Source organism: Priestia sp. KCTC 13724, assembly GCF_056820425.1.
Window position 1 is genome coordinate 38822 of the sequence record NZ_JBXDLD010000021.1, and the last position, 20098, is coordinate 58919.

At 37.4% G+C, this 20098-nt stretch carries 26 protein-coding genes and 1 pseudogene; 10 read left to right on the plus strand and 17 right to left on the minus strand.

The window, feature by feature from the left end; all coding sequences use genetic code 11:
* Window positions 1–4: 4 nt before the first annotated feature.
* The 3 genes from nikB to AC1UFB_RS03850 form a co-directional block, all read right to left on the minus strand.
* Window positions 5–940, minus strand: a complete 936-nt coding sequence (nikB, locus tag AC1UFB_RS03840; RefSeq protein WP_482588564.1) for a nickel ABC transporter permease subunit NikB — start codon at window positions 938–940, stop codon at window positions 5–7.
* Window positions 941–960: 20 nt separating this feature from the next.
* Window positions 961–2526 carry a nickel ABC transporter substrate-binding protein gene (gene nikA / locus AC1UFB_RS03845; protein ID WP_062686838.1) on the minus strand — a complete coding sequence of 522 codons (1566 nt, stop codon included), beginning with the start codon at window positions 2524–2526 and terminating at the stop codon, window positions 961–963.
* Window positions 2527–2730: 204 nt separating this feature from the next.
* Window positions 2731–3225: a GNAT family N-acetyltransferase gene (locus AC1UFB_RS03850; protein WP_100347586.1), complete on the minus strand. Its 495-nt coding sequence runs from the start codon at window positions 3223–3225 to the stop codon at window positions 2731–2733.
* 196 nt (window positions 3226–3421) lie between these two features.
* Between AC1UFB_RS03850 and AC1UFB_RS03855 the strand changes: the two genes are divergently transcribed.
* From AC1UFB_RS03855 to AC1UFB_RS03880, 6 genes are all read left to right on the plus strand, one after another.
* A complete protein-coding gene (locus tag AC1UFB_RS03855; RefSeq protein ID WP_100347585.1) occupies window positions 3422–3925 on the plus strand; it encodes a peroxiredoxin family protein in 504 nt (167 codons plus the stop codon).
* Between the two features lie 122 nt (window positions 3926–4047).
* On the plus strand, window positions 4048–4209 hold the full coding sequence (locus tag AC1UFB_RS03860) for a hypothetical protein (protein WP_482588566.1): 162 nt from the start codon (window positions 4048–4050) through the stop codon (window positions 4207–4209).
* A 148-nt stretch (window positions 4210–4357) separates the two neighbouring features.
* Window positions 4358–4717 (plus strand): ArsR/SmtB family transcription factor, encoded by a 360-nt coding sequence (locus AC1UFB_RS03865; RefSeq protein WP_025907656.1) that lies wholly within the window; start codon window positions 4358–4360, stop codon window positions 4715–4717.
* Between the two features lie 31 nt (window positions 4718–4748).
* Window positions 4749–7217: a heavy metal translocating P-type ATPase gene (locus AC1UFB_RS03870; RefSeq protein WP_482588569.1), complete on the plus strand. Its 2469-nt coding sequence runs from the start codon at window positions 4749–4751 to the stop codon at window positions 7215–7217.
* A gap of 142 nt (window positions 7218–7359) precedes the next feature.
* Window positions 7360–8337: an SDR family oxidoreductase gene (locus tag AC1UFB_RS03875; RefSeq protein ID WP_328101150.1), complete on the plus strand. Its 978-nt coding sequence runs from the start codon at window positions 7360–7362 to the stop codon at window positions 8335–8337.
* A gap of 18 nt (window positions 8338–8355) precedes the next feature.
* A complete protein-coding gene (locus AC1UFB_RS03880; protein ID WP_175384198.1) occupies window positions 8356–8520 on the plus strand; it encodes a hypothetical protein in 165 nt (54 codons plus the stop codon).
* A gap of 39 nt (window positions 8521–8559) precedes the next feature.
* Here the strand turns inward: AC1UFB_RS03880 and AC1UFB_RS03885 are convergent.
* The 7 genes and pseudogenes from AC1UFB_RS03885 to AC1UFB_RS03915 all read right to left on the minus strand — a co-directional run.
* A pseudogene (locus AC1UFB_RS03885) lies at window positions 8560–8754 on the minus strand (aspartate:proton symporter); the annotation flags it as partial.
* A gap of 78 nt (window positions 8755–8832) precedes the next feature.
* Entirely contained in the window at window positions 8833–9714 is an 882-nt protein-coding gene (locus tag AC1UFB_RS03890) for a Cof-type HAD-IIB family hydrolase (protein ID WP_076513914.1), read from the minus strand.
* Window positions 9715–9849: 135 nt separating this feature from the next.
* Complete coding sequence (locus AC1UFB_RS03895) at window positions 9850–10284, minus strand: protein-tyrosine phosphatase family protein (protein ID WP_119542649.1); 435 nt, start codon at window positions 10282–10284, stop codon at window positions 9850–9852.
* A 134-nt stretch (window positions 10285–10418) separates the two neighbouring features.
* The gene (locus AC1UFB_RS03900) at window positions 10419–10580 is read right to left on the minus strand and encodes a hypothetical protein (RefSeq protein WP_482588571.1); all 162 of its coding nucleotides are present in this window, start codon (window positions 10578–10580) and stop codon (window positions 10419–10421) included.
* A 120-nt stretch (window positions 10581–10700) separates the two neighbouring features.
* Window positions 10701–11120, minus strand: coding sequence for an arsenate reductase (thioredoxin) (gene arsC, locus AC1UFB_RS03905; RefSeq protein ID WP_100347582.1), 420 nt, complete (start codon window positions 11118–11120; stop codon window positions 10701–10703).
* Window positions 11121–11144: 24 nt separating this feature from the next.
* Entirely contained in the window at window positions 11145–12443 is a 1299-nt protein-coding gene (locus tag AC1UFB_RS03910) for an arsenic transporter (RefSeq protein ID WP_482588573.1), read from the minus strand.
* A gap of 15 nt (window positions 12444–12458) precedes the next feature.
* Window positions 12459–12809 (minus strand): ArsR/SmtB family transcription factor, encoded by a 351-nt coding sequence (locus AC1UFB_RS03915; protein ID WP_025907647.1) that lies wholly within the window; start codon window positions 12807–12809, stop codon window positions 12459–12461.
* 256 nt (window positions 12810–13065) lie between these two features.
* Here AC1UFB_RS03915 and AC1UFB_RS03920 point away from each other — a divergent pair, with 256 nt between their 5' ends.
* From AC1UFB_RS03920 to AC1UFB_RS03930, 3 genes are read left to right on the plus strand one after another with little or no spacing between them, the layout of a single operon-like run.
* Window positions 13066–13263 (plus strand): hypothetical protein, encoded by a 198-nt coding sequence (locus AC1UFB_RS03920; RefSeq protein WP_482588576.1) that lies wholly within the window; start codon window positions 13066–13068, stop codon window positions 13261–13263.
* 30 nt (window positions 13264–13293) lie between these two features.
* A complete protein-coding gene (locus tag AC1UFB_RS03925; protein WP_076513924.1) occupies window positions 13294–13596 on the plus strand; it encodes an ArsR/SmtB family transcription factor in 303 nt (100 codons plus the stop codon).
* Window positions 13597–13645: 49 nt separating this feature from the next.
* On the plus strand, window positions 13646–14059 hold the full coding sequence (locus AC1UFB_RS03930) for an ArsI/CadI family heavy metal resistance metalloenzyme (protein WP_025911926.1): 414 nt from the start codon (window positions 13646–13648) through the stop codon (window positions 14057–14059).
* Window positions 14060–14096: 37 nt separating this feature from the next.
* Here AC1UFB_RS03930 and AC1UFB_RS03935 read toward each other — a convergent pair whose 3' ends face one another.
* The 7 genes from AC1UFB_RS03935 to AC1UFB_RS03965 all read right to left on the minus strand — a co-directional run bounded on the left by AC1UFB_RS03935 (window position 14097) and on the right by AC1UFB_RS03965 (window position 18752).
* Complete coding sequence (locus AC1UFB_RS03935; RefSeq protein WP_025911927.1) at window positions 14097–14756, minus strand: DUF3885 domain-containing protein; 660 nt, start codon at window positions 14754–14756, stop codon at window positions 14097–14099.
* The gene (locus tag AC1UFB_RS03940) at window positions 14734–15225 is read right to left on the minus strand and encodes a GNAT family N-acetyltransferase (protein WP_061786294.1); all 492 of its coding nucleotides are present in this window, start codon (window positions 15223–15225) and stop codon (window positions 14734–14736) included. The genes AC1UFB_RS03935 and AC1UFB_RS03940 overlap by 23 nt, the downstream gene beginning before the upstream one ends.
* Before the next feature lie 140 nt (window positions 15226–15365).
* Window positions 15366–16631, minus strand: a complete 1266-nt coding sequence (locus tag AC1UFB_RS03945) for an FtsW/RodA/SpoVE family cell cycle protein (protein ID WP_061786295.1) — start codon at window positions 16629–16631, stop codon at window positions 15366–15368.
* 4 nt (window positions 16632–16635) lie between these two features.
* Entirely contained in the window at window positions 16636–17043 is a 408-nt protein-coding gene (locus tag AC1UFB_RS03950) for a PadR family transcriptional regulator (RefSeq protein WP_328101327.1), read from the minus strand.
* On the minus strand, window positions 17028–17579 hold the full coding sequence (locus AC1UFB_RS03955; RefSeq protein ID WP_061786297.1) for a sigma-70 family RNA polymerase sigma factor: 552 nt from the start codon (window positions 17577–17579) through the stop codon (window positions 17028–17030). Before AC1UFB_RS03955 ends, AC1UFB_RS03950 begins: the two co-directional genes overlap by 16 nt.
* 223 nt (window positions 17580–17802) lie before the next feature.
* Complete coding sequence (locus tag AC1UFB_RS03960) at window positions 17803–18270, minus strand: hypothetical protein (RefSeq protein ID WP_025910331.1); 468 nt, start codon at window positions 18268–18270, stop codon at window positions 17803–17805.
* 68 nt (window positions 18271–18338) lie between these two features.
* The gene (locus tag AC1UFB_RS03965) at window positions 18339–18752 is read right to left on the minus strand and encodes an Lrp/AsnC family transcriptional regulator (protein ID WP_100347578.1); all 414 of its coding nucleotides are present in this window, start codon (window positions 18750–18752) and stop codon (window positions 18339–18341) included.
* Window positions 18753–18869: 117 nt separating this feature from the next.
* Between AC1UFB_RS03965 and AC1UFB_RS03970 the strand changes: the two genes are divergently transcribed.
* A complete protein-coding gene (locus tag AC1UFB_RS03970) occupies window positions 18870–19628 on the plus strand; it encodes an MBL fold metallo-hydrolase (protein WP_100347577.1) in 759 nt (252 codons plus the stop codon).
* Window positions 19629–20098: the final 470 nt, after the last annotated feature.

Genomic DNA, 20098 nt, shown 5'->3' on the forward strand with positions numbered 1-20098 from the left:
ACTACTATCCTTCTTTCCTTGAAATCCGAGGATCAATGTACATTTGAATTAAATCCACAATCAAACTACTAACAATAAATAAAACAGCCGCAATTAACACATAGCATTGAATGACAGGAATATCTCGATTAAAAATTGCTTCAATAAAATAGCGGCCAAACCCAGGCCACGAAAAGACCGATTCAACGATGATTGTTCCTGTAAGCAACTTACCAAGGTTCATTCCAAGTCCCGTAATCATTGGAGAAATAGCAATCCGTAAGACGTGCTTTGTCATAATTACCCTCTCACTAATTCCTCGTGTTCTAGCAAATAACACATAGGGTTCTTCTAAGTTCTCTAGAACACTCGTACGCAGTAGCCTTGTATACATAGCAATTAGCGGAATAGCAAGGGTAATCGCTGGCAACACAAGATGCTTCCAAGTCCCAACCCCTTCCACCGGAAACAGATCAAGCTTAACAGAAAAGAAAAAGATTAAAATATCTCCTAACCAAAATGTAGGAATAGATGCTCCGAAAAAAGAGATGACTCGGCTGATATGGTCAACAGCACTATTCTTCTTTATTCCAGCGATAAACCCTAAAGGGACGCTGACAATGATCGCAATTACAAAGCTTCCAAAAGCTAGCTGCAGCGTAGCTGGCAAGCGGACCATTACTTCATCTAAAACCGGCTGATTTGAAAGATAGGATATGCCGAAGTCGAGCTGGCATATCCTGATAATTGCATGTACATATTGAAGAAAAAATGGATGATCTAATCCAAATTCTTGTCTTTTTTGCTCTAAAATCTCATCTGTTGGCTGGATATGGGCTGCTGCCAAATATGCTTCAGCTGGATCAACAGACGAAAGATGAATCATTCCAGTTGTAATAAGCATTACAAAAAGAAATACAGGAACAATTGACATCATTCGTTTTAGTATAAAATAGCCCATAACGCACACCTCTTAACTACTTACTGTTTAATGTTAATACCTGCAAATGGATGTTCATCTCGATTAGCAGGGAAAGTAAAGTCTTTTACTTGTTTTTGATAGACTGCTGTTTTCTTAATATAAGAGATAGGTACAATCGCCCCTTGCTCTTGTAAAGATGTTAGAATTGATGTATATAACTCTTGTCGTTCTTTTTCATCCGTTGTTTTTGGAACTTCTACCATTTGTTTAATCAGCTCATCTTTGTTAGGGTAAGCTGAAATAGCTTCCTTAAAGCCGTAACCGTCTGAAGCCACAACGTTTACAAATGTGTGAGGATCATAGGGAGCCCCATAGTTACTAAAGAAGTTAATATCAAACTCATTACCTTTAAATCGCTGAACTTGCTCAGCTAACTCCACGCCAACAATGTTTAGCTTTACACCAAGAGCTGCCCATTCAGCCTGCAGCGTTTCAGCCATTGTTTTTTGAATGTTCTCTGCTGAGTCATACATTAATTCCACTTCTAGTGGCTGTCCGTCTTTTTCTCGCACTTCTTTTCCTTTTGGTAACTTCCATCCAGCTTCATCTAACAACGCTTCAGCCTTTTTCACATCATAATCTACTGGTTTGGCGTCAAGATTTTTTGTATATGGAAAATTCGTCGGTAAAATATTATCCGCTTTCTCCTCTACGCCTGACGTCACGCCTTCAACCATTGCTGCTTTATTAAAACCATACTGTAGTGCTTGACGAACGCGCTCATCTGCAAGCTGTTCCTTTTTCGTGTTCATGACAAGCTGTCTTGTTGCAACAGGTTCTGAAATGCTTGTTTCATAGGTATCATTCGCTTCTAATTGTTTAAACGTATCCAAGCTAATTGAGCCTTCACCGTAGAGCAAGTCTACTTCACCTTTTTCAAAAGCAAGCACTCTCGTTTCTGCATCAGGAATTACTTTCACTTTAATTTTCTCAACTTTTGGAAGCTCTCCCCAATAGTTCTCATTTCGCTTATAAATTGCATATTCATCTTTTTTGTATTCATCTAAAATCCAAGGCCCTGTTCCCACTTCTTTTTCAACACCTTTTGACGTATCTCCGTCTTTAGGGAAACCTGCTTCTCCTAAGAAGCGAACTGGTCGAACAACTGCTAGCTCTTGAATTGTTGGATAGTAAGGTTCGGTTAAAGATAGTTGAAACGTGTTGTCATCAATTACATTAACCTGGTCAATTTTGTTCATAAAGCCTAACCAGCTATGTAAATCTTTATTTTTAAGAATTGCGTCAAAATTCTTTTTCACAATCTCTGCATTAAAATCAGTGCCATCAGAGAATTTCACGCCTTTACGTAAGTGAAACGTATAATTCTTGCCATCTTCAGATATTTCCCAAGATTCAGCAAGCTCAGGCTGTAATTTCCCGCCTTCTTGATAACTTACTAATGGTTCATATACCATCGATTGTGCAAATAATTGGGACGGATTGTATACGTGTGGATTCATTTCTCCCACATCTCTCGGCCAAGCCATCGTTAACATATTATCGTCTTTTTTTACCTCGCTGGCACTATTAGTACAAGCTGTTAAAAAAACTGATAATAAAAGCATACTTATAAAAATACTGTAATAAAATTTCTTCTTAAACACCGTGTTGTCCCCTCTCGAATGACTCTGATAATCATTTTCAATTGTATGAAGAAAAAACTGTATTGTCAATACTTCCTAAGCATATTTGTGAATATTTCTGCATATTCATAAATCATTTGTACTACTAGTATAGAAAACAACCCACACTTCGAACCTACTCTATTTTCACAACATTTCTTTTACGAGATTAAACCAAACTTCACCTGCGTGGGTAGAGTTTGATTTTCCTTCATTATAATAACCGTTTTCTTCATAAAAAGGAACGAGTTCTTCTAAACAAGTAAGCGTAACCCCTTCTCTTTTTTTCTTTACGCACACAGCTTCTAACTCATTTAATAGTTTACGAGCTATCCCTTTCCCCCGATAATCAGGATGAACAACTAAGCTAAGTACGCTTTGGAAGCCTCCCTCCTTTGGATTTAGATTCGTTTTTTCAAACAAATCATCCGTTAAATAACGTGTAGGAATGACTGGGCCTACGACGTATCCAGTAATTTTCCCTTCTTTATCTTTCGCAATGATAAACGAATCAGCTATAACTTGGATTCTTTCTTTCATTGCGCTTTCAGTTGCCGCTTCTTTGGGAGTGAAGCCCATTCTTTCAATGACCATTAACTCGCTTAAATCTTGTTCTTTTGGTGTATGATACGTTATGTACATCGTGGGTTCTCCTTTCACTATTAGTTTGAATTCTATGCATTCCTCCGTTTATATCCTAACTCAACCTTACTAAAGTTTCATCTCTTTCTATAAAAAGGAATATCTATTTTTTAAGATTACAATCTTAGGATTCCGGGTACTATACATATAGCTTACAAAGTAGTTACTCAAACTTTTATTAAAGGAGAGATTCATAATGGCAAAGTTTCAATTAGGAGATACAATTCCTACCTTCACACTACCAACAATTACAGGTGAAACATTTTCGTTTGATCAGCATCAACAGGAACATAAAAGCTGGCATTTAATCGTATTTTTCCGCGGAGCATGGTGTCCAGTTTGTGAAAGCGAATTAAAAGATTTTCAGGAACATAAAAGTTTCTTTGATGAACAAAACGTGCATTTATTAACGATTTCAACCGACCAACAAGAAAGCTTGCAAGAACTAGCAGAAAAAAATGATTTGGCGTTTCCGATATTACAAGACAAGGATTTAACAGCATTAAAAGCGTTCGACGTATACTATCATAGTGAGGATTCTCCATACGAAGATCACGGAACGCACGGTGAACCTGCTTATTTCCTTATTGACGAAAATGGCAAGCTTTTATACCAACAGCAGCAAACCAGCCCATTTGGCCGCCCGGCAGTAACAGAGCTTCGCAAGATTGTAAAGTACATTAAAAAGAACCTAAAATGATAAGAGTGAAAGAGACTGAGACATAAGTAGTTCAGCCTCTACTATACCTGAACGATTGAGAGTTCATAACTTTTAATCGTTCAGTTTTTTTTGTTGATTGTGAAAACAATGTTGGAAACAGGGTGGAATGGAGCGTAGGACACTCGACTCCTGCGGGAAAGAGAGGGAAAACGGAGATCCCGCAGCACAGCGAGGAAGCTCAGGTTCCTCCCCGCGGAAAGCGAGTGGCCGTAGCGCAATGGAACGAACGAGTTGAGATAAATCAAAGAGATGGGAACAGCTAGTGTTCATCTTTTAGAAGCAATCATTTTGTTATGTCCCAAACTCTTTTTTGTGTACTTATCTTATTTACATTCAAATATTTGTTTGAACGTTTTATTATCTTTGTAATATACTATATTCAAACGATTATTTGAATGAAGGGAGATTTCTATGGCAAAGGATCGCTGTGATATTTATTGTTTTAACGAAGAAAAAGTCAATCGAATTAAGCCATCGATTCATACTGAAAGCATTCAAGCAGTCACAAAAACACTCAAGGCATTAGCTGATGAAACACGATTAAAAATTGTACTTGCTCTTTGTCAAAGTGATGAACTATGCGTATGTGACGTGGCAAATATTGTGGAATGTACGGTTGCTACTGCTTCTCATCACCTAAGACTATTACGCAATTTAGATATTGCGAGCTATCGAAAAGATGGCAAGCTTGCTTTTTATTCGTTAACTGATGAGCACATTAAGCAATTGGTTGTAACGATGTTTAAGAACGATTCATCCGTAACGAGCTAAGCTTTTTGTATACTATGAGGAGTTGAAAGAAATGGCACATTCCGATCGAGAAAGTTATAAAGGAGAAAAAAGCTGTTGCCAAGAACAGCATGAAACACAAACAGCATCCTGCTGCGGTTCAAGCAGCGCCAGTTTACAAAAGCATCATACGCATTCATCTTGTTGTACTAGTGAGCCCTCTGAGTCTATTAATCTAGAAAACCCTGGACAAATTGAAACGTATCGCGTCTATGGAATGGACTGTCCATCGTGTGCTGCTACCATTGAAAAGAGCTTGCGAAATCTACATGACATTCATGAAATAAACCTAAATTACAGCACGGGAAAATTACAGGTTTCCGCTGCTCATTCATCTGCATTCTCTCCAATTATACGTCAGGTAGAAAAGCTTGGTTTTGACATTGAACCTCTTCATCACCAAAACTCAAAGACATACCTAATTGAAGGAATGGACTGTGCAGCATGCGCAAATACCATTGTGAATCACTTAAAAAATATATCTGGCGTTCAAGATGTTCGCGTCAACTTTTCAACTGGAAAAGCGCAGGTAGAGCACGACACCCCTACAGAAGAGATTATTCGTGAAATATCAAAAGCCGGCTATACGGCTACCTTGATTACGAGTAGCAGAACAGTTTCTTCTTCTCAAAAAACAAATACGCTTCCGGTAATTACTTCTGGTGTACTTATTGCATTGGGATTCACCGGCTCTTTCTTTGGAATTCCATTATTAATAAGTAACGTTTTATATGCCATCGCGATGATTATTAGCGGCTACAAGCCCGCAAAAAGTGCATACTACGGGATTAAAAGCCGTTCACTCGATATGAATGTCTTAATGACCGTTGCTGCACTCGGAGCAGCAATTATTGGAGAATGGCTAGAAGGTGCTACTGTTGTTTGGCTCTTTGCTTTAGGCGTCATGCTTCAAACAAGATCAATTGAACAAACAAGAAACTCCATTCGTAACTTGATGAATTTGGCCCCTCCTGATGCTTGGGTAAAAACCGGCAATACCTTAATCAAAAAAGCGGTTGAAGACGTCGCCCTTGGTGATGTTCTAGTCGTAAAACCAGGAGACCGTATTCCTTTAGATGGAGAGATTATCCAAGGTGATTCTAGCATTAATCAAGCTCCTATTACAGGAGAGTCTATTCCCGTTGATAAAGCGGTTGGTGATACCGTATATGCTGGCACAATTAATGAAAACGGCTCTCTTGAAATTAAAGTAACAAAGCTAGTGAAAGATACAACGATTTCAAAAATCATTCATCTAGTTGAGGAAGCTCAGGAGAAAAAAGCCTCTACTCAGGCGTTTATTGATAAGTTTGCCGCTATTTATACACCTATTGTCTTTATTTTAGCGCTATTCGTTATGGTTCTCCCTCCCGTTTTTGACGGACTATGGAGTGAGTGGTTTTATAAAGGACTTGAGCTTTTAGTCGTAGCGTGCCCTTGTGCTTTAGTTATTTCCACACCAGTCGCGATTGTATCAGCTATTGGCAACGCCGCAAAAAATGGTGTGTTAATTAAAGGCGGAACCTTTCTAGAAAAAGCTGGCGCTATAAACGCTATTGCGTTTGATAAAACCGGCACACTAACAGAAGGAAAACCAGCTGTTTCAGATGTAATTGCATTGAAATCTGAACAAGACTTACTTGCTGTTATAAAAACCCTTGAAGCTTATTCTAATCACCCCATTGCAAAAGCGATTGTGGCATACGCGGATGAAAGAAACGTTGATACGTTAGACGGAGCTAACTTTAGAAGCATTACCGGAAAAGGTGTTCAGGCAACCATCAACGGAACTAATTATTACGCTGGAAATAAAAAGCTGTTCATTGAACTAGGAACTACTTTTGAGAATTTGCAGACTCACGTTGAGCGTTTTGAAGAAAGCGGGAAAACGATTATTATTGTAGGAACAGAAAAAGAGCTTTTAGGTGTGATTAGCGTAGCAGATACCATTCGTAGCACAACTGTATCCGCTTTACAAAACTTAAAAAACACAAGTATTAAACAAACTGTCATGCTAACAGGTGATCATGAAGGAACTGCTAAAACTATTGCTAAAGAAGCTGGCGTAGAGAGATATTTTGCTAACCTCTTGCCAGAAGACAAAGTCCAAGCAATTCAAAAGCTGCAGGCTGAAGGTTATAAAACCGCAATGGTGGGTGATGGAATTAATGATGCTCCTGCTCTTGCTACCGCTGACCTCGGCATCGCAATGGGTGGAGCTGGCACCGATACAGCAATGGAAACAGCAGATATCGTTCTCATAGCTGATAATCTAGAGAAGCTTCCGCACACCATAAAACTTAGCCGCAAAGCTTTAAAGATTATCAAGCAAAACATTTGGTTTTCTATTATCATTAAAGCTATTGCGTTAATCTTTATCTTCCCTGGTTGGCTGACGCTTTGGATTGCCGTATTAAGTGATACAGGCGCAGCTTTACTCGTTATTTTAAATAGTTTACGGTTATTAAAAATGAAAGAATAACTTTATCACGTAGGAACATAACACGCGTTATGTTCCTACTTTTTTTATGAATACTCCCCTTTTACAAAATATTCTCTTCATTTGTTTATCAAAGTGAACATAGAGATACTATAGAAGTAAATTTGTTCTATAGGAGGTTTATATGAACGAGAGAGATCAAGAACAGCTGCGTCAAATTAAAGAATTGCAAGAAAAATTCAAGAGCGAAATGCAAAATGATCCTTATCCCCTTTACCCAAACTATGGGAACATTACCCAGTTTAAAGAAATTCCCATCAATGTTCCCGAACAGCGTCAGCTTAGTCAACCAGGTGTAGAAAAATTAATGGTTCCCCTTCCTATTATTGAAAACCCAAACTATAAAGGAAGCGGGAAACTTAAAGGAAAAGTTGCGCTAATTACGGGAGGCGATAGCGGAATTGGTGCAGCCGCTGCCATTGCATTTGCAAAGGAAGGCGCTGATGTCGCCATTGCCTATCTAAACGAACACGAAGATGCAAATCGAACGAAATCTCGAGTTGAAGAACTCGGTCAGCGCTGTTTGCTGTTGCCTGGTGATTTGAGAGAAAAAAAGCAGTGCGTTGCCATTGTTGACCAAACAATTGAAACGTTTGGTGAGCTTGATATCCTTTGCAATCATGTGGGCATTCAATTTCAGCAGCTAGACCTTGTAGATATTACGGATGAACAGTTTGATGAAACGTTTAAAGTCAACATCTATTCTCATTTCTATACGACGCGAGCAGCTCTTCCACATCTAAAAGAAGGAAGCTCAATTATTAATACAGCTTCGGTTGTTGCTTATGTAGGTGAAAAACAGCTTATTGACTACACTGCAACGAAAGCTGCAAACGTTGGCTTTACGCGCGCTTTAGCTAAAAGCGTAGCAAAAAAAGGAATTCGCGTGAACGCCGTAGCTCCTGGTCGAACGTGGACACCTCTTATTCCAGCTAGCTTTTCTTCAGACCAAGTGGCCGTATTCGGTTCTTTTAATCCACTCGAACGTGCAGCCCAACCGTTTGAACTTGCTCCAACATATGTATATTTAGCATCTGATGATTCGAGATTCGTTACAGGGCAAGTTTTGCACGTAGACGGAGGGGAATCAACAAGTTCTTAGTACGAGGAGATGAACAGAGTGAAATATGAGTTTAATAAAGAAGTACAGCTGCTTTTAGTAAATCAATCAGATGATAAAGTAAAAATGGTGTACATTAATAATTCGTGGTCCATGCCAAAAATTGGTCCTAGACCGCCTTATTACTGCTATCCAACTTATAAAATGAACAAACCAATTATTTAAATAAGCACCCTGATACGTAACGTATCAGGGTGCTTATTGTTAATCATCTTCATCAATAATGGCTTTTGGCAAGCCAGAATGTTTTGCCCAATAGTAAATTATTAAGGAAATAACAGCAATTAAAAATAGATTTAAAGGGTTTCCTAACACTCCAAGCTCTCCGCCAAATGAACCTAAATAAGAAATAATAATCATAACTACATGGTAAACGACTAGCCACCACGTTGACTTTATTAATATTAGGTTTCGATTCTATAACTTTTTTCATACATAAAAAAGCTAACGAGCAACGAGTCTCGTTAGCTTTTTAGATTATGCATTTGGCATAATCGGATTGGTTTTTTCCACTTTAAATCTAGAAAGATAATGATAAACGCCGTTTTCATCACAGCTATACTCTGTCACGTCATCTACAATATCTTTAATATGGTCACCGGCATTTTTCATGGCTACTGCATATCCAACGTACTTAAACATTGGCAGGTCATTATTACTGTCTCCGATACCTAAAATATCTTCATGCGGTAAGTTAAAGTGTTTGAGCATCTGTTGAATTCCAGTTGCTTTATTAACATTCGCAACCATCACCTCTACGTTATGAGGCGATGAAATGGACATTGTAAAATCCATCTCTTGCTTTAACTCTTCAAGCTCCGCTTTCCATTTATTAATATGCTCATAGGTTCTAGCAAAGAAATAAAACTTGGAGAATTCACTGCCTTCAATTTTCTCTTGCCACTGAATCTCTTCTCCGATAGCTTTTTTTCTTGAAAGCCATTCATTAATTTCAACGCTTTCTGGCTTTGGCTCACGAACTTCATGTTCAACATATTCTCTGTCTTGTTGAAGCGTCATTCGCGGTGCTCCATATGGGAATAATTCGTAATAAACTTGGTTTTCCCGTGCTTTTTCAATGACTCTTTCAACCAATTCGCGTGACAGTGAATGCTTAAAGACCATTTCGCCTCCCACATGTCCTGCCATACCATTGGATGTAATGAATCCATCTACTTCAAAGCCTTCAGGCACTAGCTCTGCTATTTCATCAAAAGCTCTTCCTGTTGCAATAAAGACGAAGATTCCTTGTGCACGTAGGTCATCAATAATTTCTTTTGTCTCAATTGTTACTCGATTCGAGCGGTTTAAAATCGTACCGTCCATATCTAAGAAAATAGCTTTAGGCATAAAACTCATAACAATGATTCCCCCTGACTTAAAAATCTTCACTTCGTCAAGTATATCGTTTTCTGCTATTAAACTCAAAGAATGTAGCTTTTAACACTTTATACACGGAAAAACGACGTCTGACCTAACATTTTATCAACGCCTTTAAGCATTAGGAAATAAGCGTTGAAGAGAAGCTTTCATTTCAGGTTTTATATTAATTTTTGATCTAGTAGCTTTCGCTTTTTTCTCTGCTTCTTCTATGCTACCTGCTTCTGCTTCTCCAAGGGCCAGTAATACACCCATCGCTACTGTACCTGTACGATTACTCCCACCTGCACAGTGGAAATAGGTTTTCTTACCTTCTTTATATGATGAAACAACTGCACGGATAGCTCTTTCAATTGATTCGTCTTGTCGCTCTTTATCATCTACTATAGGCATGTGTACACGCAGTGTTGGTTCATCATGTTCGAGAGCCTCTGCTCCCAAATCATAGATTATATCTACTGGATTTGCCAGCATCATTTCTTTTACATCTAACGCACCACCAATTAAAATGCGATTATAAATAAGGGATTGATAGTTTTCACTGTTCATCTTCTACACCTTAAAAATATATGATTTGTATCACTATTTATATGAATCTTGGACCAAAAACTTAGTTTCCTCCTGTCCAATAAATATAAAAGAGTTTGGGACATAACAAAATGATTGCTTCTAAGAGACGAACACTAGCTGTTCCAATCTCTTTGGTTTGTCTCAACCCGTTCGTTCCATTGCGCTACGGCCACTCGCTTTCCGCGGGGAGGAACCTGAGCTTCCTCGCTGCGCTGCGGGATCTCAGTTTTCCCTCTCTTTCCCGCAGGAGTCGAGTGTCCTACGCTCCATTCCACCCTGTTTCCAACATTGTTTTCACAATCAACAAAAAATCTGAACGATTAAAAGTGAGAAACTCTCAATCGTTCAGGTTTATCATTGGCTGAATTACTTATGTCCCAGCCTCTATCTATTTTTCACTCACCAGTTTCAGCAAAACGTTGGATGCGAGCTCCAATTTCATCACGTACTCGTTGGAAAAACGCCCATTTTTCGTCTTCTGTTCCTTCTGCTTTTGCTGGATCATCAAAGCCCCAGTGCACGCGCTTTACGTGTGGTGGCGTCACTGGACAGTGATCAGCTGCGTGACCACATAACGTCACTACTAAATCTGCAGAATTTAAAATCTCAGGGTCAATTACATCAGATGTTTGGTTTGTAATATCAATACCTGCCTCTTTCATTGCTTTTACAGCATTTGGATTTAACCCATGTGCTTCAAGACCTGCACTGTATACATTCCATTCATCACTTAAATACTTTTTTGCCCAACCTTCTGCCATTTGGCTACGGCAAGAGTTACCTGTGCATAGGAAGTAAATTATTTTTTTTGTCATGTGTAGCATCTCCTTTTTTGTCTGTTATGAAAGTATGAGTAACCAAATATATAAACCAACAAGCGTAATAAACAATGTTGGGATGGTTAAGATAATACCTGTTTTAAAATACGTGCCCCACGAAATTTTCACTCCTTTTGTTGAAAGAACGTGAAGCCATAATAAAGTAGCTAAAGAACCAATTGGGGTAATCTTTGGACCTAAATCAGATCCAATAACATTGGCATAAATAAGTGCTTCTCGAATGGTTCCAGATGTCGCAGTGGCATCAATAGCTAATGCGTCAATCATGACAGTCGGCATATTATTCATAATGGATGATAGAATCGCTGCAATAAAGCCCATACCGATTGTTGCCGCGAACAATCCTTGGTCGGCAACTGCTTGAATAACGTTTGCTAACACTTCAGTAAGCCCTGCATTACGAAGACCGTACACAACTACGTACATACCAATTGAGAAAAAGACAACTGCCCAAGGTGCACCTTTTAATACAGTTTTTGTTTGAACTGCAGGACTTGTTCTTGCCATAAGCAAGAAGAATACGGCAATGATACCTGCAATAATAGAAACAGGCATGCCTATAAACTCTCCTACAAAGTAACCGACTAGAAGCAGAGCTAAGACAAACCAAGATAAACGAAACATTTTTTGGTCTTTAATCGCTGCTACTGGCTCCTGTAAATGGGTTACATCATAGCGCTTTGGAATGCTTTTTCGGAAATATAAATACAGTACTAAAATACTCGCAAACAGTGCAAAGAAATTTGGAATAATCATGCAAGACGCATATTCTGAGAACGTAATACCAAAAAAGTCAGCAGACACGATGTTTACTAAGTTACTTACCACAAGCGGTAACGATGTTGTGTCAGCTATAAATCCACTTGCAATAATAAACGGAAATACCATCTTTTCATCGAGCTTCAATGCTCGAACCATTGCAAGTACAATCGGCGTTAAAATAAGGGCCGCACCGTCATTTGCAAAAAATGCAGCAACTAACGCTCCAAGTAAGGAAACGTACACAAACATACGAATACCATTTCCACCAGCAGCACGCGCCATGTGAAGCGCTGCCCATTCAAAAAAGCCAATTTCATCTAAAATTAATGAGATAATAATAATAGCAATAAACGTTAACGTAGCGTTCCAAACAATTTGCGTTACGTCCCAAACGTCACCGAAGTTAACAACGCCAACTAGAAGAGCAATAACTGCTCCCCCCATCGCCGACCAGCCAATCGATAAATTCTTTGGCTGCCAAATAACAAACACTAAAGTCACCAAAAAGATCAGTGATGCTAAAACAACTGATGTCAAATTTTAACCCTCCAATTACTCACAACAATTAATACGAAGCCCTTTTTCTTCTAACTCTTTTAAGCGTTGATCTTGGCTTGGTATCGACGCGAGTATACTAAGTATAAAATGATAATTCTCGCTTTCTTTATTAAGCGAATAGAAAATCCATTGTCCTTTTCGTCTTTCTCTTACTAGCCCTACATCTCTTAGCTTGCGGAGATGCTGGCTGATTGCAGGCTGACTTGCACCATAAATATCAACGAATTCACATACACAGCACTCACTATGTTCCATCAGCTTCATCATAGATAATCTCGTTTTATCACCGAGCAGCTTTAAAATTTGAGCAGCTTTTTCGATTTCAACTACCGTTTTAGTTTCCATCGTGACACCTCCCATACAAAAACGAATTAATATATAATAATTTGCTTATATGTTTATGTAAACTATAATATTGTTTGAAGTAATTTTCAAGACTTTTTTAGTATAAGCGGTAAAGAAAAAAGTATGAACGTCTTGAGGCATAAGCCAATTTTAATAAATCAAAAAAATTTGATTAAATAACTTGATTTATCTGAAATTTCCATTTACGCTTAATTCATCAAGAAAATTTGATGAAGAAAGTAAAGGTGATGAACAAGTGAGAGTAAACAATTCTGGAAACCTTTCAGTAGAGTACTTTATTTCGTATTTTCAACTAGTTATGAACACTCAAACGATGAAAGCACATGAAGCTAAAGAGCTTATATTTAAACGATTCTTCAACTATGATTCACTTCTTAGAGGCAAAACAACTTATTCTAACTTTGAAAAAGCCTACCTTGCATTTACACAATAAATCAAAAAAATTTGATTAAGGAGCGTTATTATGACACATTCATTCAAACAATATGAACAAAAATTTAAGGCACTTGCTGATGAACGACGATTAGAAATTATGCATGAGCTGTGTCAGCGCGGTCAAACCTGCGTATGTGATTTAACGGATTTTTTTGGTATACCTCAGTCTAAGCTGTCTTATCACTTAAAGATTCTTCTAGACGCTAATCTAATTACGAAAGAAACAAAAGGCACATGGAGCTATTACGCATTAAACGATGAAGAAGTAAATCACCTTTTATCGGATGAGCTCTGCTGTTTATTTCGTAAAGAAAGCTCGTGCTCATCTTAACCTATTAGTTCTGCTAAAAACTCAAAAAAATTCTTAGGGGGAATATTTTATGAAATATGTTCACGTAGGGGTAAACGTCACAAATCTAGAAAAATCAGTCATTTTTTATGAAAAGCTTTTTGGAGTTAAGCCTGTGAAAGTAAAAGTAGATTATGCGAAGTTTTTATTAAATCAACCTGGGCTAAATTTCACGCTAAACGTACGGGATGAAGTAAATGGAAACCAAATAAATCACTTTGGATTTCAAGTAGAAGCTGCTAGCGAAATCCATGAACATAAAGTCCGCTTAGAAAAAGAAGGTTTTTTTGCTCGTGAGGAAATGGATACAAACTGCTGCTATGCCCTACAGGATAAGTTTTGGGTAACAGACCCTGATGGCAACGAATGGGAGTTTTTCTATACAAAAGATAATCAAGCCACTTTGCCTGCTGCAGATACTACGGAATGTGAATGCTGTTCTTAAACAACGAAACAGTAAGGAGCTTGTAGCTCCTTACTGTTTATTGTAAGCTACGTTCTATTTTCCCACGATCGAGTTCATCAACCCATTTCCTATATTTTTTATAGATATTGTTCATCTGTTGTTTATCAAGACCAAGCACTTCACAGCCTCGGTCATCGTAAATAAATAACATTACGTTTTTCGTCACATTAACGAAGAATACATCTGGATAACCTGGTGGATAACCACCAAGCTTTGGCTTTAGGGGAAAGTCCTCATGAATAGCAGCTTTTATAAGCGAATTAACTTTAATGTCTCTCACCTTACAACGTAAAGAAAACTGCTGCATTTCATACTTACCTTCTTCAATTTCAAACGGATACGGGTATGTCTCAACTTGAAGATGCGTTAACAACCTTTTATTTTTAACATAGCGGTTGTAGACGTTTAGCTTCCGTGTAGGTTGTTTCTCTCCTATATATTTATATAAATTTGTCACAAGAAATAGCTCATCATCCCCTTCGAAAACCTCATTAAATATTGTGTGTACTTGATTGTAAACCTTCGCAAAGTAACCTATGTTTGTTTCACCCTTATCCGTCAATTGATAACTATTTTGCCCCAGCGTAAAATGGATACTCAGATCCCATTGATAATAAAGGCTTGGGATTAGCTCAACTTCAGGAAACGCTTTATTAAGATATTCCTTCATTTTCATGCAAAAACAACTCCATTTCACTACCTTTAAACTGAAATCCTATGCTTTTATACAGCGCCTCTCCCGCTTGTGAAGCATGTAGCCACACTCTTTTCACTTCGCGTTTTTGACACTCTTTCATGCATTCTTGAAGGATTCTTCGCGCCAATCCTTGCTTCCGATGAGAAGGGAGCGTATACATGTTTAAGAGATAAGCTTCCTTGCCTTTTAAGTTTTCTAAATAAGGTGGTCTCGTAAAAAAAGATAAGCCACTTACGCTAACAATCTCTTCTCCATCTTTGGCAACAAACGAGACAAACTCCCCTTTTTCCATCGCTTCTTTTAGGTATCTTTCCGTTGCTTCCATCACTGTCTTTTCTTCTTCCTGTGTTTTAATCTCGTTCACTTCTTTTAACAGTTCAACTCTCAGTGAAATAATCCCCTTTACATCACTTAGCACTGCTTTTTCAATTTTATATGTATGTGCCATATCTATTCCCCTTGTAACTAGATTTGCTGGTGTTAATTTTAATTTAGAGCTCTCACTATGTCCATATATTGGATAACCGTTATAGTTGCGTATAGTCTTATTATGTAAAGTAGAAAAACGAAAAGAGAAGCTCTTTGTCTTTAGTTCATTGCTATATCTTTTCGTCTATATACGCTCAACACCATTCCAATAAAAAAGGAATTAAGAGCAATGGGCATCAAACCATAGCTAATAAAAGGCATTGGCATGCTTGTTAATGGGAAAAAGCCAACCAGCATTCCAACGTTTGCAATCAGTTGCGTTGCATATACACTTACAGCTCCAACTAATAGCAGTTTACTATACGAATTGTTTATTTTACCCGTTACTTGTACAATCCGAATCACCAAGAGACTAAGAATTCCTAACAGAATAAGAGCTAATAGCCAGCCGTAATGATAAATAAAACTAAGAAAAACAAAATTCGTGTGAGCTTCTGGAATAAACGCAGTTGTTTCTTTTGTTCCAAACCAACCAGAGCTTTTTATCATTTCATGAACCTGTGGGATTTGAAACCTTAGAGAATTTCCGGTAACGAATTCATAAGGATTAAGAAATGCTAATAGGCTTTCGATTTGATAAGCCTTCATTTGCTGTAGAGAAACTCCTATATAAATAAAAATCATCATAAAAAAGCTACCTAATACTAACATGATTTTTATTTTATTAAACTTGCTCCACCAAATCATAGAAAAGGTCATCACACCATAAATAAAGAATGCGGTTGCGCTCGCGGTCATGCTAAACAAAATAGCGCTTATAGTGAATAAAATCATAAATTGCCAAATTTTAAATTGCCGACTTTGAAAAAAAGACGCCCAAGTTAAATAGAAAAACGGCAGAGCCATTAGGCTTTCAATTGTGAGCGGTCCTACTTTTACAGTAAGAGAAAATACCCCTGAGTCAGATCTATAAATAATATATAAAAGTAAAAAACAGCCCACTAAATAAAATCCCAGCCCCTTATTCATCAACTTTCTATAATCAATAAGCATCAAAAGTATGGCAAGCGCTATGCCAAAGACCATAAACAATAACTTATGCACTAAAAAGTAATTGACTTGAGCGTAGCCTATCGCAACTAGTGGTAGAAAACCTAATAGAAGGCTCGTAATTAATAAACTAATTGTAATCCAGTCAATTTTAGGTCGATGAATCTGATTTAGCTTTTGACCTAATACAATAGGGTTGCCCATATGTAAGATGGCCTTTTGCTCTGCCTCATCTGAATCTACGCCTTTTTGTTTCCAATAATCTTTTGCCTCGTTTAAATGATGTTGAAGTTCTTTTGTTACGTATTCTTGAGCCTCTTTTGATTTAATTTGTTCTTTTATCGTTTGTAAAAATGTATTTCTCTGATTAATCATAGCGTTACCCCTCTAAAATTTCATGAAAGCTCAACTTTTTGGATTGCATTCGCTTCTCTGCTTTTTTCAACGCTTTCTTCCCTTGTTGATTTAAGTAATAATACTTAATTTCTTCTGTAGACCATCTTGTATCAATTAATCGTCGACTTTCTAATTCGTGTAATAAGACGTATAGAGACCCTTCATTATTTTCAAAGTGAAAAATTCCTCTGCTGCGTATTAAACTGCAAAGCTCATACCCATTTTGTTCACTTACTAGCAATTGCATAATTGCTACGAGAATTTCACCTTCACTATGCTGATGGCGTAAGATGGCTTCTTTCACTTTCCTCTTATGAAAAGAGGTAAACTTTAAGCTATTAAACGCTTGTTTATTTACTTTTTGTTTTAATTGTTTTAAACGCTTATCCATTTTTTCTCCTCCAGTGCATTTTTTAAAAGTGCTTTCGCACGTCTAAGCCTTGTTTTAACGGTATTAGTACCGGTTTCAGTCACCAGTGCAATTTCTTTAATTGAGTTCTCTTCAAAATAATATAGGTAAATAACCTCTCGGTACTTAACCGGAAGCAGCATGATTGCTGAAATTAATTGTTGGTCTTCCTGCTTCTGAATAACCTTTTCTTCTATCCCTGATCTATTTATGTAAGAAGTGGGATATTGATTTTCAGTCATAATGACTTTGTTGTTATACCAACTTTTCAAAAAATCTTTACAATGATTGATAGCAATGCGCCAAAGCCATGTTTTAAACTTTGATTTACCATTGTATGTGTGAAGATTTTTATAACACTTAATAAAAATATCTTGAGCTAAATCCTCCGCAATCTCTTTACTATGTACATAAGAATACGCCAGCTTTAATATATCATCTCCATAACAATCCATAATTTCATCTATGACAAAGTCATAATCATTTACTTTAATCCATTCTGCAGTCCATTCTTTCACTTCTTTCTCTCCTTTCACATTATTAGACGACGCTACAAAAAAAAGGTTTTAAATTTCTATTATTTTATTAAACTGGCATCTGCAGAAAAACAGTCTACATTAATAGAAGAGTTTGGGACATAACAAAATGATTGCTTCTAAGAGACGAACAATAGCTGTTCCAATCTTTTTGGTTTATCATTGGCTGAATTACTTATGTCCCAGCCTCTTTGCATTCAACATATTATTTAACAAGTATACTTCCTACGTATTGAGCAGTACCACTTGAGGTTGTAAAGGTAACTTCCAACACATATCTACCTGTACTTTTAGGCATTTCAAATTCTCGATTTTCATTCATTTTAAGTTCAACCTTTTGCTCTTCCTTCCAAAGATTAGCTGCTATAGTTGGGTTCGTCCAAATATCTCCACCGTTTTCTTTGTTTTCTTCAAAATCTAGAAATACTTTTTCATTTCTAGAAGCGTTAATGTCCTTTTGTGATAAGGCGAACTCCCAAATATCATCTACCGTTTTACTTACATCTCCGCTTGATGAAGCCCAGCTAATATTCGCTTCTGTTAACCTTACAGACGAAGCATTTTCTGCGTAGAGATGCGCCGTAGGTGGACCCACATCATAATCTTCAGCTATACACGCAGTGACGATAAAGATTAAAAACACTCCTATGCTTAACCAAGAAACTTTTCTCATCGTATCCCCCTGCTGCATTATTTGAGTTTTACATTCTGTATTAAACTATTCAGCGCAATTTTTTTTAGTCAGCTTTTGTTAATAATTATAGACAGCTTATAGTTAGCATGACCGTTTAAAGACTCTAAAAATTGATCCAGCTCTTGATTGGAAGGAAACTTACATTCCAATAAATAACAGCCGTCTCCACTAATTTTATAGTGGTGAATGACATAGTCACGCTGCGTTTTAATAAACGATAAATAAGGCTCATGATAAGGGCTCGTTGTATAAATAGTGATCATTGCATGAACATGATAGCCAAGCTTTTCCTGATTTACTTTAATCGTATACTGCTCAATAATACCAGCGTCCTCTAACTTTAAGACTCTCGATGCAGCTGCTTGTCCAGTTAAATGTACCTTTTCACCCAGCTCTTTCATCGTAATCCGACTGTTTTTGGATAGCTCTTTTAGTATGGACAAGTCGGTTTGGTCTAACATAATTTCAAATCCTTTCATTAATCAAGTAAAACGGTGAAAACACTTGATTTTCACTATGTAATATTGGGTTACTTTTACTATAAACTATACGTAAATTAAAGAAAAGGAGCTAAAAACATGAAGATCCAACAAATTCGAAATGCAACTCTTGTTCTTACCTATGCGAATAAAACCTTTTTAATTGATCCTATGTTAGCGGATCAAAGTACGTACCCTCCATTTCCAAACTCTGTACGACAAGATCAACGTAATCCACTTGTGCCGCTACCAGTACCTGTAACACAATTATTAAATGTAGATGCAGTGATTCTCACTCACCTGCACTTAGATCATTTTGATGAGACTGCTAAAGAACTATTAGACAAAGAAATAAAGTTATTCGTACAAAATGAAGCGGATAAAGCTGAAGTAAAAAAAGCTGGTTTTACAAACATTGAAGTGTTAACTGAACAGACAAAATTTGCAGGCGTACAGCTAATTAAAACAAAAGGTGAACATGGCCGCGGTGAGATTCTTAAGCTAACTGGGGAAGTGTGTGGAATTGTCTTTAAGCATGAAGATGAAAAAACGCTGTACGTTGCAGGTGATACAGTTTGGTATGAAGGAGTAAAAGAGAATCTCTCAGCCCACCAGCCAGACGTTATTGTTGTAAATGGTGGAGATAATCAATTCCTTGAAGGCGGTTCACTTGTAATGGGGAAAGAAGACATCCTGCATGTTCATCAGTTTGCTCCTAAAGCAACTATCATTTCCGTTCATATGGAAGCCGTAAATCATTGGACGCTATCAAGAGCTGAATTAAAGCAGTTTGCTACTGAAAAACAATTCAGTAATCATCTTCTCGTTCCAGAAGACGGTGAAGCTTACTCCTTTTAATAGATTAATGAGCCAGGTTTTTCAGAAGAACCTGGCTCATTTACACTTTTATCTAATGTCCTTCTCACATCATTTAGAAGGAAATCTCAGTTGCAATATGTAACTACATAGAGAAATGATTAGATGATTTCAAAAGATGTGAACGATGGCGGAGGGAACTACATTGAATACGAATATTCTAAGCGTTATTAGCGATACCCAAAAGAAAGTTAACTGTAAGCCCGTAATCAAACAACGCATATAAAACATCAGGCACCTCCGGTACGATAAATGTATCAATCAAAGGAGGTGCCATTATGTCTACAAACAAATTAACCATTGTTCCCGTCAAACTCGATCCTATTCCAGTTGAAATTTCTTCGAATCATTCTCTCCAATACACTGCTGAGCCAAGTTGTGTAATTAAAACCGCTGTGGCTGAAATTTCCTTCTTCAATGGCGTAGATGAGCGCATTATCCAAACCATTATG

Coding starts and splice junctions, on each gene's coding strand:
- AC1UFB_RS03960 (WP_025910331.1), bottom strand. CDS start 18,270: ATGAGAAAAGTTTCTTGGTTAAGCATAGGAGTGTTTTTAATCTTTATC.
- AC1UFB_RS03925 (WP_076513924.1), top strand. CDS start 13,294: ATGACACATTCATTCAAACAATATGAACAAAAATTTAAGGCACTTGCT.
- nikA (WP_062686838.1), bottom strand. CDS start 2,526: ATGCTTTTATTATCAGTTTTTTTAACAGCTTGTACTAATAGTGCCAGC.
- AC1UFB_RS03865 (WP_025907656.1), top strand. CDS start 4,358: ATGGCAAAGGATCGCTGTGATATTTATTGTTTTAACGAAGAAAAAGTC.
- arsC (WP_100347582.1), bottom strand. CDS start 11,120: ATGACAAAAAAAATAATTTACTTCCTATGCACAGGTAACTCTTGCCGT.
- AC1UFB_RS03850 (WP_100347586.1), bottom strand. CDS start 3,225: ATGTACATAACGTATCATACACCAAAAGAACAAGATTTAAGCGAGTTA.
- AC1UFB_RS03965 (WP_100347578.1), bottom strand. CDS start 18,752: ATGTTAGACCAAACCGACTTGTCCATACTAAAAGAGCTATCCAAAAAC.
- AC1UFB_RS03915 (WP_025907647.1), bottom strand. CDS start 12,809: ATGGAAACTAAAACGGTAGTTGAAATCGAAAAAGCTGCTCAAATTTTA.
- AC1UFB_RS03895 (WP_119542649.1), bottom strand. CDS start 10,284: ATGAACAGTGAAAACTATCAATCCCTTATTTATAATCGCATTTTAATT.
- AC1UFB_RS03950 (WP_328101327.1), bottom strand. CDS start 17,043: ATGGATAAGCGTTTAAAACAATTAAAACAAAAAGTAAATAAACAAGCG.
- AC1UFB_RS03970 (WP_100347577.1), top strand. CDS start 18,870: ATGAAGATCCAACAAATTCGAAATGCAACTCTTGTTCTTACCTATGCG.
- AC1UFB_RS03945 (WP_061786295.1), bottom strand. CDS start 16,631: ATGATTAATCAGAGAAATACATTTTTACAAACGATAAAAGAACAAATT.
- AC1UFB_RS03935 (WP_025911927.1), bottom strand. CDS start 14,756: ATGAAAATGAAGGAATATCTTAATAAAGCGTTTCCTGAAGTTGAGCTA.
- AC1UFB_RS03875 (WP_328101150.1), top strand. CDS start 7,360: ATGAACGAGAGAGATCAAGAACAGCTGCGTCAAATTAAAGAATTGCAA.
- AC1UFB_RS03930 (WP_025911926.1), top strand. CDS start 13,646: ATGAAATATGTTCACGTAGGGGTAAACGTCACAAATCTAGAAAAATCA.
- AC1UFB_RS03855 (WP_100347585.1), top strand. CDS start 3,422: ATGGCAAAGTTTCAATTAGGAGATACAATTCCTACCTTCACACTACCA.
- AC1UFB_RS03870 (WP_482588569.1), top strand. CDS start 4,749: ATGGCACATTCCGATCGAGAAAGTTATAAAGGAGAAAAAAGCTGTTGC.
- AC1UFB_RS03940 (WP_061786294.1), bottom strand. CDS start 15,225: ATGGCACATACATATAAAATTGAAAAAGCAGTGCTAAGTGATGTAAAG.
- AC1UFB_RS03890 (WP_076513914.1), bottom strand. CDS start 9,714: ATGAGTTTTATGCCTAAAGCTATTTTCTTAGATATGGACGGTACGATT.
- nikB (WP_482588564.1), bottom strand. CDS start 940: ATGGGCTATTTTATACTAAAACGAATGATGTCAATTGTTCCTGTATTT.